Source organism: Actinoalloteichus caeruleus, from assembly GCF_049311605.1.
GTDB classification, from domain to species: domain Bacteria; phylum Actinomycetota; class Actinomycetes; order Mycobacteriales; family Pseudonocardiaceae; genus Actinoalloteichus_B; species Actinoalloteichus_B caeruleus.
Genome location: NZ_CP186005.1, coordinates 4,751,618 through 4,766,669 on the forward strand (window position 1 = coordinate 4,751,618; position 15,052 = coordinate 4,766,669).

A 15,052-nucleotide genomic window follows, 5' to 3' on the forward strand; every position below is an offset into this window, starting at 1 on the left:
AGTCAGGCCGCGGGCCTGTTCGGATTGACCCTCATCGCCGTGCTCGTCCTGTCAGGCGTGGTGGTCTGGATCCTGCATGTGCTCGAGGAACGTCGACTCGCCCGGTGTCGCCTCGCCGACCTGGAGGTCGAGCCGGTGACGATCCGGGCCCGCCGCGCGGTCCTGGACTTCCAGCCGGACACCCCCGACGTGATCGGCGCGACCGCACAGTCCCCCGGTGACCCGATCTCGGCCCCCGACGCGGGTCGGGTCACCGGGCTCCACTCCCACCGTCGCCGCACGCCGATGCCGCTGGCCGAGGGCGCGACGACTGCCCGCACAGCGTGATCTCGCGCTGTGCATCCCCAAGGTGCGCACGTCACCACGTGGCCGCATCCCGAGCCGCCCCTCGCGGCGGCGGCCACCGTGCGCACCGCCCGCCCGCACGACCGAGGCGACTCCCAGTGCCGCCGAGGTCGTGCGGGCCGGGCCGAAACACCACGTAGGAGAAGCACATGGCCACCATGACTTCGGCCGCGGAACCGGCCGACTACACCGCTGATCGACACATCGCGCTGCACCTGGTCAACACCGGGCAGATCGTCTCGACCGAGAGAATCCTGCGCCGTTTCGATGGCCGCGATCTCGACCCGGGCGTGTTCGCCGCGCTGACGGGGCTGAACCGGGCCGGCTATGTCGAGGCCCGGCTGCCCCAGGGCGGGAACGCCGCCGCAGTACGGGACTGGCCCGCCCGGCTGACCGTGGCGGGCATCCAGATGCTCACCCGGTTCCGGCAGGCTCACGGCCGGTTCCCGCAGTCGTGTGAGGGCCGTCGGCCCACGGTCGCGAACACGGTGCCGCGTGGCTGAGGAGGGGAGCGAGCATGTCGAGCACCCCGGCGCTGCTGTGGGGCACCAACCGCCCCGGCGGGATCTTCTACGCGGGCCGCGTCCACGCCGTGTGGCCGGTCGGCCCACGGCAGGCGATGTGCGGGTTGCCGGTCGGCGAGGTGTGGGCGCACCGCCCGGCGGTGCCCGCCCGCCTGTGCCCGGACTGCTGTGTCGCGGCGACCTCCGCGCTGTTCCCACCATCACCGCACCCGGAACAGCCGATCGCCTGGCCGCCGGGGGCATGGGTTCCCGCCGGGCCGAGCTGACCGTTTTCTTCCCCCCAAGGGAACCTGCCTGTCGAGCCGCCCACCAAACGGCCGCCACCGGCACCGCCCGCTCCCCTGTTCCCCGGGGAGCCGCCGACCGTACTGGTCGGCGACCCCGGCGATCCCGAGTTCCTGCGGCGCGTCCTGCGCGGGCTGCGACACCTGTGGTGATCATGATCGTCCTGGCTGCGGGTGCCCTGTGCGCCCATCACGACTTCCGGCCCTGGCGTACACCGCAGGGGCCGGTTGGAAGAGATCGACGAGAACCGACGAAAGGGATCAACCGTGATCAACACGCTGGACGACTTCGACCTCGACGTCACCATCGCCACCGACATGGGCACCGGCGACCCGGCGCCGGCCTGCAATACCGACGACGGCTGCGCCCCGACGTGCGCGTCGTCGTGCACCAGCAACGTCTGATCTGACCCGATGGTGTCGCCGGGACCGGGGGTTCGCGGTTCCGGCGGCGCCTCGGCACACATCCACACCGACGGGAGGACTCCGTGCACACGGCAACCAGGCCGCTGTACCGGCACAGCGGCGCGGCGCTGCTGAGGGCCGCCGCGACCCCGCTGGACGGTCCGGGCGGCGACTGGCCGGACCTGATCGACACGGGATCGTGCCGTGTGTGGCTGGCGGGTGTGTGGGGTCAGCCGGAGTTCACCGAAGCCGTCCGGGTCGCCAGCCCGGCACTCGCCGAGCGGCTCGACACACTGGAGTCGTTGTCTGACAAGCAGATCCGGCGAGCGAGTCTCGCTGTTCTGCGCTACGTGCTGCGCGCCCGGAGCAGGCACACGCCGTTCGGCTTGTTCGCCGGAGTCGCCCCGGCCATGGTCGGGGATGGCGTCAAGGTGCGCTGGGGTGCGGCACACCGGCCCGTCGCGCGGGTGGACTCCCAGTGGCTCGCCGAGGCGATCGACCGGCTGGAGCGCGACGCCGAGCTGCTGACGCGGCTGGAGGTCGTGTTCACCACCCTCGCGGTCGAGCGCGGCCCCCGCCTGGAGGCCCCGACCGGGAACAGCACCGTCGGAATCCGCCACACCCGCGCGGTCGCCGCCGCACGCCAAGCCGCCGCGACCCCGATCCTGTTCGGCGACCTGGCCTCCACGGTCGCCGGGGCGTTCCCGAACGCCGCCCCCGCGACGGTCACCGCGATGCTCACCGAGCTGGTCCGCCAACGGTTCCTGATCACCAGCCTGCGGGCCCCGCTGACCGTCACCGACCCGCTGGAACACCTGCTCGACCGCCTCCACGAAGCCGGTGCGGCCGACCTCGCCGGGATCGCGCCGATCATCGCGCAGCTGCGGGTCGTCGAGACAAACCTGTTCCGCCACAACCACTCCGCCACCACCGGGCCGCACCGCGCCGACATCCGCGCAGACCTCGCCACCCGCATGAGGGCACTGGCCGACGCAGGACGGACACCGCTGGCCGTGGACCTGCGCCTGGACTGCGACGTGCGGGTTCCCGACCACGTCGCCAGGGAGATGGAGGCCGCGGCCACCGCCCTGGCCCGGCTCAGCGGGCAACCGACCGGTGAACCCGCGTGGCGCGACTACTACGGCGCGTTCTGCGACCGGTACGGCATGGGAGCCCTCGTCCCGCTCACCGACCTCGTCGATCCGGACTCCGGGCTCGGCTACCCGGCCGGCTATCCCGGCAGCGTCCTACCGGCCCGCACGGCCACCGGTTCCGAGCGCGACCAAGCGCTTCTGGCGCTGGCGTGGACCGCGCTGGCCGACGGCAGCGGCGAGGTTGACCTGGACGACGACCTCATCGCCTCGCTCGCCGTGGGCGACCCCGCTGCCCGGCAGTGGCGGTTCCCGCCACACGTCGAGATCGCCGCGCGCATCCGCGCCACCAGCACCGACGCGCTCGATCGCGGCGACTACCAACTCACGGTCGCCCCAGCCCGCGGGTTCGGCACGTTCACCTCCCGATTCACCACCATCACCGGCGGGTCACGGCTACACGAGGTGTACACGGCCGTGCCCACCAGTGTGGACGGGGCGCTGCCGGTGCAGCTGTCGTTCCCGCCCGTCTACCCGCACGCCGAGAACATCTGCCGCGTCCCGGCGTACCTGCCGCATGTGCTGTCCCTCGGGGAGCACCGCGGCCCCGACGAGCAGGTGATCGGAGTCGAGGACCTCGCGGTCACCGCGACCCGCGACGGCCTGCACTTGGTCAGCCTGTCCAGGCGGCGAGTAGTGGAACCGCAGGCGTTCCACGGGCTGGCGTTGACCAAGCAGCCGCCGCCACTGGCCCGGTTCCTGATCCACCTCGCCCGCGGCCTGGGCGCCTCCTGGCACCGGTTCGACTGGGGACCAGCCGCCGCGCGGCTGCCCTACCTGCCCCGGGTGCGGTACCGGCGCGCGATCCTCGCCTCGGCCCGCTGGCGGCTCACCCGCGCCGACCTGCCCGCCGACACCGGCCCGGCCGGGTTCGCGGCCGCGCTGACCACGTGGCGGCAGCGGTGGCGGTGCCCGGCGGTGGTCGAGCTCGTCGACGCGGACCGCACCCTGCGGCTGGACCTTGACATCCCCGCGCACGCCGCGATCCTGCGCGCCCACCTCACACGCGACGACGACGCCACGCTCACCGAGACCGTCACCGACCCGGCCGATTACGGGTGGATCGGCGGGCACGCTCACGAGATCGTCCTCCCGATGGTCACCACCCAACCCGCCGCACCCTCCCCGGCCGCGCTCACCCGGCCCCCGCTCACCGGGCACGGCCAACTGCCCGCCGCACCGGGCACGATCTGGCTCAACGCGAAACTGCACACCCACCCGCAGCGGCTCGACGAGCTCATCACCGAGCACCTGCCGCGTCTGCTGGCCGACCTGGACGACCCGGCCTGCTGGTTCATCCGCTACCGCAGCGCCACCGAGACTGACCACCTGCGGCTACGCCTGCACGCCCCCGACCCCGAGACCTACGCGGCCGTGCTGCTCGCCGTCGGCGTCTGGGCGCACCAGCTCCGGTCAGAGAACGTGATCGGTCGAATGGTGATCGACACCTACCACCCCGAGACCGGCCGCTACGGGCACGGCCCGGCACTGGCCGCAGCCGAGAACGTCTTCGTCGCCGACTCGGCCGCCGTCGCCGCGCAGCTGCGGCACCTGCCCGAACCGGTGCTGGCCCGCGATGCCCTGGTGACGCTCAACATGGCCGCCACCATCACCGGGCTGCTCGGCGACACCACGGCCGGGATGCGGTGGCTGACCACGCGGCCCGCGCCACCGGGACCCGCCACCGACCGGGCGGTCCTGGCGCAGCTCACCGCCCTGCTGAACGACGAACACGTCACCGTGCCCGCCGAGTGGGGCGGAGACCTTGCCGCAACCTGGCAGGCCAGGGCCGCCGCGCTGGCCACCTACGGCACCCACCTGACCACCAGCGCCGACCGGGACATCGCGACGGAGGCACTGCTGCACATGCACCACAACCGGGCGATCGGCATCGACCGCGACCGGGAGAACCGGTGCAGGCGGCTGGTCCGCCACGCCGCGCTGGCCTGGACCGCCCGCAGGAACGCTCGGTGACCGCCGCCGACCCGGGTCCGCCGGGTGACTCGCTCGGTGACGGCGCCGCCGGGATGGCGCTGCTGTCCTTCGAGCGAGCCCGCACCGGCGATCCCGCCGCCGTGGCGGTCGCGCACCAGTGGGCCAAGCGGATGACCACCGGCACGGTGGCAGCGCACCCCGACATCGCCGGCCTGTACCGGGGCGCACCGGCGGTCGCGTTCGCCCTGCACACCGCCGACCAGCCCGCCTACGCCCGCGCACTGGTTGCGCTCGACGAGCACATCACCATGCTGACCCGCCACCGCCTGCGAGCCGCGCACGACCGCATCGACGCCGGGAAGCTGCCCGCGGTACGCGAGTTCGACCTGATCAGCGGCCTGACCGGTATCGGGACCTACCTGCTGCACAGCGACCGCCACCCCGGCCTGCTGCGCGAGGTGCTGGCCTACCTGGTGCGGCTGACCCACCCGGTCCAGGTGGACGGTGAAACGCTGCCCGGTTGGTGGTCGGCCAGCCCGCCCACGGACCGGCCCGCCGGAGACTGGCCGGGCGGGCACGGCAACCTCGGGCTCGCGCACGGCGCGGCGGGGCCGCTGGCCCTGCTGGCCACCGCGATGCGCCACGGCAACACCGTGCCCGGCCACCAGGCGGCGATGGCCACGATCGGGGACTGGTTCGACCGCCTCCGGGTCGGCGCCGGGCGGGACGCGTGGTGGCCGGGCAGGATCACCCTGGCCGAGCAACGAACCGGCGTCACCGCCCAGGACGGCCCGCAGCGCCCATCGTGGTGCTACGGCACCCCAGGGCAGGCCCGCGCCCAGCACCTCGCCGCCCTCGCGCTCGGCGACCAGCAGCGACGACGACAGGCGGAGGACGCGTTGGCCGGGTGCGTCACCGACGACCGGCAACTCGCGCTGCTGCGGGACAACTCGCTGTGCCACGGCTGGGCCGGACTCGTCCTCACCACCTGGCGCACGGAGGCCGACGCCAGCCCCGGCAACGACCTCGCCGCCGCACTGCCGCGCCTGCGCACCCGGCTCGACCAGCGGCTGCACATCGACGGCCCACCCGACAGCGGCGGGCTGCTCGAGGGCGACGCCGGGATGCGCCTGGCCGGACACACTGTCGACACCGACCAGCCGGGCACGACCCGGTGGGACCTGTGCCTGCTGCTGTCCGGCTGACCCGCACCCCCTCACCGACCTGCACAATCACAACCACAACCGGAAGGAACCGATGAACACCACCACCGACAGCGCCCCGGAGACGCTGCGGGACACCATGGTCGACACCGTCAAGGCAGGCGGGTACGCCCGCACCAGCGCGGTAGAGGCCGCGATGCGGACCGTGCCCCGCCACGAGTTCGTCCCCGAGGCCACCCTCACCGACGCCTACGCCGACATCGCCGTCATCACCAAACGCGCCGCCGACGGCTCCGCGCTGAGCTGCGCCTCGGTGCCCACCGTCGTGGCGATGATGCTCGACCAGCTCGACGTCCGCGCCGGCCACAACATCCTGGAGATCGGCGCGGGCACCGGCTACAACGCCGCCCTCCTGGCCGTCCTGACCGGCCCGAACGGGCGGGTCACCACCGTCGACATCGACGACGAGGTCACCGCCGGCGCTCGCCGCAGCCTCGACGCCACCGGCAACCAGCACGTGAGGGTCATCACCCGCGACGGCGCGCTCGGCGCACCCGAGAACGGCCCCTACGACCGGATCATCGTCACCGTCGGCGCCTGGGACCTGCCCGCCACCTGGCGCGAACAGCTCGCCCCCGGCGGCCGCCTGGTCGTGCCGCTGCGCTGGCGCGGGCAGACCCGCAGCGTCGCGTTCGTCCGCGACGGCGACCGCCTCATCTCCGACCGCACCGACCTGTGCGGGTTCGTCCCCATGATCGGCCAGGAAGGCGAACAGAACGCCACCATCGACGCAGGCGAGCTGGTCAGCCTGTACTTCGACGTCGACCAGGGCATCGACCCCGCAGCCCTCCAGGGCGTGCTGGGCCAGCCCAAGGCCACTGTCTGGTCGGAGGTCACGGTCGGGCCCACCGACTCGTTCGACGGGGTGTGGCTCAACCTCACCGCCACCGACCCCGGGACCTGCCGCATCGCCGTCGAGGACGAGGCCATCAGCACCGGCCTGTGCACCCCGGTGATCCAGTGGCGCACCCCCGCGATCACCGACGGCACCAGCCTGGCCTACCTGACCTACCGGCGCGTCGACGGTCCCGAGCGGCGCTCCGAACTCGGCGCGATCGGCCACGGCCCCGCCGGGCAACAACTCGCCGAGAGGCTGTGCGCGCAGGTCACTGTGTGGGACCGCGACCGTGACCACCAGCCCCACATAGACGCCTACCCCGCCGGCACCGCGGGCACCGCGCCGTCGGCCGGGGTGGTCATCGACAAGCAGGACGCGCGGCTCGTCCTGTCCCCCTGAAGCCCGCCCCACCCTTTCGCGACCCGGTACACCGCACGTCGGTGGACCGGGTCGCGGCCTTTCCGGCAGGCATCGTCGTGTCGGCTCGTCGCGGTATGTCACCAACCTGGAATGTCAATCATCCGTCTTCTTTGCCGCCTTGGAGGTTCCTCGTGCAGCTGCAGCGTCAACTGTCCCCCGACGTCACCGTGTACGGCGCCGCGTCCGAGGCACTGCGGCTCCTGCGTGGGCTGGCCCGGCTGATCGAGATCAACTTCAACCAGGTGGACAGCCGTTCGATCGCCGAGGGCGTGACCAACCGGGACGAGAAGGTCGCTCACCTGCGCACAGTCGCCGACGCTGTGGAGCAGCTCCTGGGAACCGGCGATGGCGTGTGGACCACCGACGTGTCGAGGGAGTGGATGGTCGAGTTCATGTCGCTGCTGGGTGTGCCCTGGTCCGCCAAGGACCGCGTGGTGGCCGTGGCCCTCGCCGCCGCCCGGGAGTTCGGGTTCCGCGTGCTGGCCTGTCCCTCCACCGGCAACCTCGCCAACGCCGTCGCCGCCGCGGCCGCGCGCGCCGGTTGGGACTCGGTCGTGCTGGTCCCCTCCACGCTCGAACGGGCCAAGGTGCTCACCACCGCCGTGTACGACGGCACGCTCATCGCCGTCGACGGCAACTACGACGACGTGAACCGGCTGGCCACCGAACTGGCCGCCGAACACGAGGACTGGGCGTTCGTCAACGTCAACGTGCGCCCCTACTACGGCGAGGGATCCAAGACCCTCGGCTTCGAGGTGGCCGAACAGCTCGGGTGGCGGCTGCCCGAGCAGATCGTCGTCCCGATCGCCTCGGGTTCCCAGCTCACCAAGGTGGACAGGGCCTTCCGGGAGTTCGGTGAACTCGGCCTGGTCGAGCCAACGCCCTACCGGGTCTTCGGCGCCCAGGCCAACGGGTGCTCGCCCGTGGCCTCCGCGTTCAAAGCCGGACTCGACGTCGTCCAACCGGTACGACCGGAGACGATCGCCCGCTCCCTGGCCATCGGCGCACCCGCCGACGGCCCCTACGTCCTCGACACCGTGCGCCGCACCGGCGGGGCGATCGAGGACGTCACCGACCAGGAGATCGTCGAGGGCATCCGACTCCTCGCCCGCACCGAGGGCATCTTCACCGAGACGGCGGGCGGCGTCACCGTCGCCACCGCCAAGAAGCTGATCGAGTCCGGACAACTGGACCCCGACGCCGAAACGGTGCTGCTCATCACCGGCGACGGCCTCAAGACCCTCGACGCGATCAGCGACCACGTCGGGCCGAAGGCCACCGTGCCCCCCACCGCGCAGGCGGTGCACGAGGTGCTGGGACAACCCCGCACCTGACCCCGCCAGGTCCCGCCCCACCCAACCGGGGCGGGACACCCGACCCCACCCGAGGACCGCGGAGACCCCGGCCCGGGTGAAACGCCGTCCCCACCCCGGTCACCCGGCGGTAGCCTCCCGCCACACCCGGACCCGAACCCCCTCCGGCCCCGGCCCAACGGCCAAGTGGCCGTTGAGGTCGGTGCGCACCACCGTCGCGCCCAACGCCCGCAGCTCGGCGATGACCTGCCCACTCGGATGCCCGTACCGGTTGTCGGCACCCACGCTGATGATCGCGACCCGCGGGGCCACCCTGGCGAGGAACTCCGGGAGCGTGTACCGGGAACCGTGGTGCGGCACCTTCAGCACCGGGGCGGCCAGATCCACCCCCGCGCCCAGCAGACCCGACTGAGCCGCCAGCTCCGCGTCCCCCGTCAGCAGCACCCGCCCCACCGAGGTGGTGGCCAGCAGGACCAGCGACGCGTTGTTCACCTCCGTTCCCGACGTCTCGTCGGCCACGTACCCGTCCAGCGGGCCCAGCACGTCGATGGCGAGCCCCGACCACCGCAGCCGCTGCCCCAACCGCAGCTCGACCAGGGAAACGCCCCTGCCCGCCGCGACGGCCGCGACCTCCTCGTAGGCCCAGGTCGGGGACCTGGCCGGCCCGAGCGCAACCGCCCCCACCCGCCGACCGGCCAGCACCCCGTCCAGCCCACCCACGTGGTCGGCGTGCAGATGGCTCAGGATGACCAGCGGGACGCGGGTGACCCCCAGACGGCGCAGGCAGTCGCCCACCCCGGTCAGATCCGGCCCGGCGTCCACGACCACCGCCCGCCCCGGCTCACCGGTCGCCAGCACCAGCGCGTCCCCCTGGCCCACGTCGCAGGCCACGAACGACCAGTCCGGGCCGGGCCACCCGGGGAAGGCGGTGCGCGCGGGGACCACCATCAACGCGCCACCCAGGACGACCCCGACCGCGGCCACCCGGAACCGGCTCGACCGGGCCGCGACCAGGACGACGGCCAACACCGCCGCCAACACCAGGCCGCCGCCCGCCCCGGCCGGCCAGGGCAGGGTGGGATGGGAGACACCCGCCGCCGTCCGACCCACCCAGATCAGCCACGACACCTCCGGCCCGGCCAGCCGGACGAAGAACTCCGCCACCCCGGGAGCCCACACCGAGAGGACGGCCGCGACCACACCGAACACCGTGGCCGGCGCGACCACGGGCGCGGCCACGATGTTCGCGACCACGCCGACCAGGCTCACCTCGGCCGACAGGGCCGCCACGACGGGCGCGGTCGTGACCTGCGCCGCGAGTGGTACGACCAGCGCCTCGGCCAGCCCGGCGGGTACTCCTCGCGTCCGCAGGGCCGCCACCCAGGGCGGGGCGAGCAGCACCAGACCACCGGTGGCCAGCACCGACAGCGTGAAACCGGCGCTCACGGCCAACGCCGGATCGACCAGCAGCAGCGCGGCCACCGTCGCCGCCAGGGCCGGCAGGGCCGAGCGCTCCCGGCCGAGCACCAACGCCAGCAGGGTGACGGCTCCCATGCCCGCCGCCCGCAGCACGCTGGGCTCGGGACGAGCGAGCACGACGAACCCGACCAGAGCCACTCCCGCCGCGACGGCGCTGCCCCTGGGCCCGGCTCCGACGGCGCGGGCGGCCAACAGCACGGCGCCGCACACCACGGCGAGATTCGAACCGCTGACGGCCGTGAGGTGGGTCAGCCCGGCGGTCCGGAACTCCTCGACGACCTGCGGGGACTGCTGGCTGGTGTCCCCCACGACCAGGGCGGGCAACAGCCCGGCCGGTTCCGGGGCCAACACCCGTGCCGCGTCCCGCAGCCCCTCCCGGAGCTCCCCTGCCCCCCGCTGCCACCACGGTGGCTCACTCGGGTGCCCGGGCGGGTCGCGGGCGCTGACCACCGCCAGCAGGGGTTCGCCGGACCGAGGCGGTGACAGCCGCCCCTCGACCGCGAGCTCCTGCCCGGGCAGGAGCTCGCCCCAGCTGTCGGCGGGCGCGATCACCAGCACTCGTCCTCGCCCTCGTCGCACCCCGGGCTCCCCGGCCACGCGGTACGACTCCAACCGCGCCTCGACGACCACCCGCTGGTCGGGGCGACCCGACGGCGCACCACCAACGCGGCGAGGGTCGTCGCTGACCACCACCGCCATCGCCGCCGACCGCCCCTCCCCGGCGGCGATCCGCAGCGGATGCTCGACGGCGTCGCGGACCTCCACCGCCGTGACCACCGCGCTCACCACCGCCAGCCCGGCCACGACCGCCGCCTGGGGCCAGGTGCGTCGGTACCACGCCGGCCGGCACCACCGCACCACGAGCACCACCAGCGCGGCGACCACCACGGTCCCGACACCGACGAGCGGTGCCAGCCACCACTCCCCGAGGATCCCGGTGAGCGCCGTGCCCCAGACGGCGAGGGCGGCGGGGACGAGACGGGCGTCCGTCGCACGTGCCATGTCACACCGTCACCAGCTCACGCAGCCGTTCGAACCGGGTCGGTCCGATCCCGTCGACGTCGCGCAGCTGTTCCACGCTGGCGAAACCGCCGTGTTCCGCTCGCCACTCGACGATCCGGTCCGCCATCACCGGGCCGATGCCCGGGAGCGCGCGCAGCCCCTCCGCATCGGCCGAGTTCAGGTTCACCACGCCGGGTGCTCCACCGGATCCGTCCTCCGCCCCGGGCCCCTCCCCACCAGCCACCCCCTCCCTGGCACCCGGCGGGGGCGGCACCCCGACGTGGACCTGCTCACCGTCGGCCAGGCGCCGTGCGAGGTTGAGCTCGCCGACCTCGGCGGTCGGCACCTGCCCGCCCGCCGCGCGGACCGCGTCCGCCACCCGCGCCCCCGGTGCCAGGGTGACCAGGCCGGGCCGGGACACCAGACCCACGACGCTGACCACCACCTCGGTGGGCGCGGGCGAGGGTGTGTTGGTGGGGGTTGTCGGCGACGGGACGGACTCGGCGACCGCGGCCACCGGCAGCGGGGGCGCGGGTTCGGCGGGCGGGCGGGACGCCAGCCACCACACGAGCCCCGCGCCGAGGAGCGCGGCCGTTCCCACGGCCAGGGCAGCCGACCGGCCGGGGTCCAGCCGGACTCCGCGCATCCCGTCGGGCAGCCACCTCCTCGCCCACCCGCCGGCGGTGGTACGCGCGGCGTGGCGAGGCGTCCTCGAGCTCCGGCGTCCGTCGGCGCGGGGTTCCTCCGCATCGCCTCCCGTCGTCTCGGCCAGCACCGTCAACCGGTCGCGGGCGGCCACGACAGGCTCCGCACGCGGGTCGTAGGCATGGAAGCTCGTCATGGCCCAGACGCTAGGGACGACAGCGGTCGCCGCGCGCCTCCCGGCGGCTCCCCTGTGGACAACCCCGGGATGGGGACAACTCCGCCCACGAGAGACCGAACAGCGGCCCACCACACCCGCTCGGTCGCGGGCGGGACGTGATGGCGTGGACGGCGGACCGGCTGGGACGGCCCCGCCGCCGGATCCCGGATCCGCCACGAGGCGGGCACTGGCCATTCGGGATCACCGTGGCCGCGTGGTCGGTGTTCGCCTGGGCACTCAACCCGCCCATGCGGGCCAGCACCATCGCCGCCGCCCCAGGAAGCGCGATGACGGCGGTCTCGCTGAACATCTCCGGCCTCTACGTCGGCGCCGCCGTCGGGGGGCTGTCGGCGGTCTCGTCCTCGACCGGCTGGGTCCACCCGCGATCCCCGTCGTCGGGGCGATCACGCTGGTGGGCGCCTGGGTGATCGCGGCCCCGGCGATCAGGGACGGCCGGACTCCGGCGCCGTGCGCCGAGGCCCCCGACGTCACCACCCGGCCGGAGCCGTGAAGCGCACCCGAGCGGACCGGTCAGCCGACGCCGACGCTCAGGCCCCGGCGGGCAGCCCTCCCGGCAGGACAACCGCTCCCAGCGCGCCGGGGCCGGTGTGCGCCCCCAGCGCGGCACCGAGCTCGGACACCAGGCAACCGTCGCACCCCGGTACGCGTTCCTCGATCAGACCTGCCAGCTCCACCGCCCGCTCCGGGGCGTCCAGGTGGTGGACGGCCACCGCGACCGGTCCGGAGCCGGAACTCCGCGCGACCAGCTCGACAAGCCGAGTCATCGCCCGCCGGGTGGTGCGCACCTTCTCCAACGGGACGATCCGCCCGTCGTCGACGTGCAGCAGCGGCCGGATCGCCAGGGCCGTGCCCAGGAGCGCGGACGCGGAGCCGAGGCGGCCGCCACGCCGCAGGTGTTCCAGGGTGTCGAGGCAGAAGACGGTGCGGGTCCGGGCCGTCGTCGTCTCCGCCACCGAGGCGACCTCGTCCAGGTCAGCGCCCCGGGACGACGCGGCGGCCGCAGCGAGCACCCCGAAGCCCATGCCCATCGCTGTGGACCGGGAGTCCACCACCCGGATGCGGTCGGGCGCGACCTCCTCGGCGGCGCTCCTGGCCGCCTCCCACGTACCCGAGAGCTCACGGGAGAGCTGGATCGACAGCACCGAGGACGCCCCACCGTCCAGCAGGGAACGGAACGTCGAGGCGAACTCGGCCGGGGACGGTCGGGACGTGGTCACCCGGCGGTGGTGCCGCAGCGCGTCGGCCACCCCCGGGCCGTCCGAGCCCTCCCCGTCCAGCGTCCCCACTCCGTCCACCACCACGTGCAGCGGGACGCGGTGGATGCCGTGGCGCTCCGCCGCGCCCTCCGGCAGGTAGGCGGTGGAGTCCGTGACGATCGCGACGGGCATGGCACACCACCCTACGGGCCGGCGAGGGCGGCGCCCACCGAACCCGGCTGGCCCCCCGGGTTCAGGTGGGTCCGGCGTTGTAGGCGCGAAGACGCCACCCCGTGGTGGTGGAGCGCTCCAAGACCACCCAGTTGCAGTTCGAGACCGCGGCCAACGACCCCCACTGCTCGAGGGGCAGACCGAGCAGCCGCGCCGTCAGCCCGACGATGAGACCGCCGTGCGCGCAGAACAGCGCGGTCGCGGGCTCGGGGCCGCCGCCACCCAGTTCGCGGTCGACCTCGTCGACCACCTGGGAGGCCCGGACGGCGACCTCGACCCTGCTCTCCCCGCCGGGAGGCGCGACCGTGGAGACCGCCCGCCACTCCCGCAGCGCTCCCGGCCAACCCGCTTCCACCTCGTCGTGGGTCAGACCCTGCCACTGCCCGCAGTGGGTCTCCCGCAACCGCTTGTCCAACCGCGACTCGACGCCCGTGACGGCGCTGAACGCCGAGGCCGTCGCGCTGGCCCTCCGCAGATCGGAGGAGACGAACACCGCGGGCGCGAACTCCGCCAGGACGGGCGCGGCGCGGCGTGCCTGTTCCCGGCCGGTGGGGGTCAGCTCGATGTCGAGCTGACCCTGGAACCGGTGGGCGACGTTGTAGGAGGTCTGCCCGTGTCTCCACAGGACGAGTCGCCCCAGGCCGGCGCTCATGCCGGCTCGCTCCCGGTCGTCTGCTCCGGCTCGCCGCCGGCCGGGTCGTGGAAGGGCACCCGGGGGCAGTCCTTCCACAGTCGTTCGAGGGCGTAGAACGCCCGTTCCTCGGAGTGCTGCACGTGGACGACCACGTGCACGAAGTCCAGCAGCACCCACCTGCCCTCCCGGGCGCCCTCCCGCCGCACCGGCTTCACGCCGTGCTCGCGCAGCTTCTCCTCGACGTTGTCGACGATCGCCTCGACCTGGCGTTCGTTCGGAGCCGAGGCGATCACGAAGCAGTCGGTGATGACGAGCTGCTCGGACACGTCGAGCACGACGACGTCGTTCGCCTTCTTGTCGGCGGCCGCGTGCGCGGCGAGCAGCGCCAGTTCGCGGGCCTCGTCGGTTGCTACCACGTTTCTCCTTCCGGCGCGGGCGGGACGCGTCCACGCGACTCCCGGAGCCTACCGGCCGACGTGGGAGGCACCCGACGGCATTTCCCCACCGCCCGCTGACGCGCCGCTACGGCCCGGGTCGGGCGGTAGCGGCGCCCCGCCGGTAGAGGCCCCGCTTGGAGATGTACTGCACCACCCCGTCCGGCACCAGGTACCAGACGGGGAGCCCGGCGGCGACCCGGTCGCGGCAGCCGGTGGAGGAGATCGACATCGCCGGCACCTCCACCAGCGTGACCGAGCCCCTGGGCAGGTGGTGGTCGGCCAGCCGGTAGCCGGGTCGGGTGACGCCGACGAAGTGCGCCAGCTCGAACAGCTCGTCGACGCGGTGCCAGGACAGGATCTGTTCGAGGGCGTCGGCGCCCGTGATGAAGAACAGCTCGTCCTCGGGATACGCCCGGTGCAGGTCACCCAGGGTGTCGGCCGTGTAGGTGGGGCCACGCCGGTCGATGTCCACCCGGCTCACGGAGAACCGAGGGTTGGAGGCGGTCGCGATCACGGTCATCAGGTAGCGGTCCTCGGCCGGGCTGACCTCCGCGTCGGACTTCTGCCACGGCTGCCCGGTCGGGACGAACACCACCTCGTCGAGGTCGAACCGCGCCCCGACCTCGCTGGCGGCGACGAGGTGACCGTGGTGCACCGGGTCGAACGTGCCGCCCATGACACCGACCCTGCGCCCCCGGCCGCGCCGACCGGGATCGTGGACATTGCCTTCGGCCATGAACGGCGAGCCTACC

At 73.7% G+C, this 15,052-nt stretch carries 15 protein-coding genes; 9 read left to right on the forward strand and 6 right to left on the reverse strand.

Annotation, left to right across the window (positions count from 1 at the left end):
• Positions 1-39 precede the first annotated feature (39 nt).
• The 8 genes from ACOJVX_RS19295 (at position 40) to thrC (ending at position 8,459) form a co-directional block, all read left to right on the forward strand.
• Positions 40-327 carry a hypothetical protein gene (locus ACOJVX_RS19295; RefSeq protein ID WP_418155965.1) on the forward strand — a complete coding sequence of 96 codons (288 nt, stop codon included), beginning with the start codon at positions 40-42 and terminating at the stop codon, positions 325-327.
• Between the two features lie 167 nt (positions 328-494).
• Entirely contained in the window at positions 495-848 is a 354-nt protein-coding gene (locus ACOJVX_RS19300) for a hypothetical protein (RefSeq protein WP_418155966.1), read from the forward strand.
• Between the two features lie 14 nt (positions 849-862).
• A complete protein-coding gene (locus ACOJVX_RS19305; RefSeq protein WP_418155967.1) occupies positions 863-1,135 on the forward strand; it encodes a hypothetical protein in 273 nt (90 codons plus the stop codon).
• Between the two features lie 285 nt (positions 1,136-1,420).
• Positions 1,421-1,558 carry an FxLD family lanthipeptide gene (gene fxlA, locus ACOJVX_RS19310; protein ID WP_418155968.1) on the forward strand — a complete coding sequence of 46 codons (138 nt, stop codon included), beginning with the start codon at positions 1,421-1,423 and terminating at the stop codon, positions 1,556-1,558.
• Positions 1,559-1,641: 83 nt separating this feature from the next.
• Entirely contained in the window at positions 1,642-4,683 is a 3,042-nt protein-coding gene (locus tag ACOJVX_RS19315) for a lantibiotic dehydratase (protein ID WP_422646979.1), read from the forward strand.
• Positions 4,680-5,849 carry a lanthionine synthetase C family protein gene (locus tag ACOJVX_RS19320; protein ID WP_422646980.1) on the forward strand — a complete coding sequence of 390 codons (1,170 nt, stop codon included), beginning with the start codon at positions 4,680-4,682 and terminating at the stop codon, positions 5,847-5,849. The genes ACOJVX_RS19315 and ACOJVX_RS19320 overlap by 4 nt, the downstream gene beginning before the upstream one ends.
• A 52-nt stretch (positions 5,850-5,901) precedes the next feature.
• Positions 5,902-7,104: a methyltransferase, FxLD system gene (gene fxlM / locus ACOJVX_RS19325; protein ID WP_422646981.1), complete on the forward strand. Its 1,203-nt coding sequence runs from the start codon at positions 5,902-5,904 to the stop codon at positions 7,102-7,104.
• A 152-nt stretch (positions 7,105-7,256) separates the two neighbouring features.
• A complete protein-coding gene (gene thrC / locus ACOJVX_RS19330; protein ID WP_422646982.1) occupies positions 7,257-8,459 on the forward strand; it encodes a threonine synthase in 1,203 nt (400 codons plus the stop codon).
• A gap of 99 nt (positions 8,460-8,558) precedes the next feature.
• Here the strand turns inward: thrC and ACOJVX_RS19335 are convergent, their stop codons facing one another.
• Positions 8,559-10,919, reverse strand: coding sequence for a ComEC/Rec2 family competence protein (locus ACOJVX_RS19335; protein ID WP_422646983.1), 2,361 nt, complete (start codon positions 10,917-10,919; stop codon positions 8,559-8,561).
• Position 10,920: 1 nt separating this feature from the next.
• A complete protein-coding gene (locus ACOJVX_RS19340; RefSeq protein ID WP_418154946.1) occupies positions 10,921-11,760 on the reverse strand; it encodes a ComEA family DNA-binding protein in 840 nt (279 codons plus the stop codon).
• Between the two features lie 227 nt (positions 11,761-11,987).
• On the opposite strand from ACOJVX_RS19340, the gene ACOJVX_RS19345 reads away from it, so the two are divergent.
• Positions 11,988-12,209: a hypothetical protein gene (locus ACOJVX_RS19345; protein WP_422646984.1), complete on the forward strand. Its 222-nt coding sequence runs from the start codon at positions 11,988-11,990 to the stop codon at positions 12,207-12,209.
• Positions 12,210-12,329: 120 nt separating this feature from the next.
• Here the strand turns inward: ACOJVX_RS19345 and ACOJVX_RS19350 are convergent, their stop codons facing one another.
• From ACOJVX_RS19350 to nadD, 4 genes are all read right to left on the reverse strand, one after another.
• Positions 12,330-13,190, reverse strand: coding sequence for a DegV family protein (locus ACOJVX_RS19350; protein WP_026418479.1), 861 nt, complete (start codon positions 13,188-13,190; stop codon positions 12,330-12,332).
• Positions 13,191-13,251: 61 nt separating this feature from the next.
• Positions 13,252-13,881 (reverse strand): histidine phosphatase family protein, encoded by a 630-nt coding sequence (locus tag ACOJVX_RS19355; protein WP_026418480.1) that lies wholly within the window; start codon positions 13,879-13,881, stop codon positions 13,252-13,254.
• Entirely contained in the window at positions 13,878-14,279 is a 402-nt protein-coding gene (rsfS, locus tag ACOJVX_RS19360) for a ribosome silencing factor (RefSeq protein ID WP_418154943.1), read from the reverse strand. Before rsfS ends, ACOJVX_RS19355 begins: the two co-directional genes overlap by 4 nt.
• 106 nt (positions 14,280-14,385) lie before the next feature.
• The gene (gene nadD, locus ACOJVX_RS19365) at positions 14,386-15,036 is read right to left on the reverse strand and encodes a nicotinate-nucleotide adenylyltransferase (RefSeq protein ID WP_081715373.1); all 651 of its coding nucleotides are present in this window, start codon (positions 15,034-15,036) and stop codon (positions 14,386-14,388) included.
• Between the last annotated feature and the right edge of the window lie 16 nt (positions 15,037-15,052).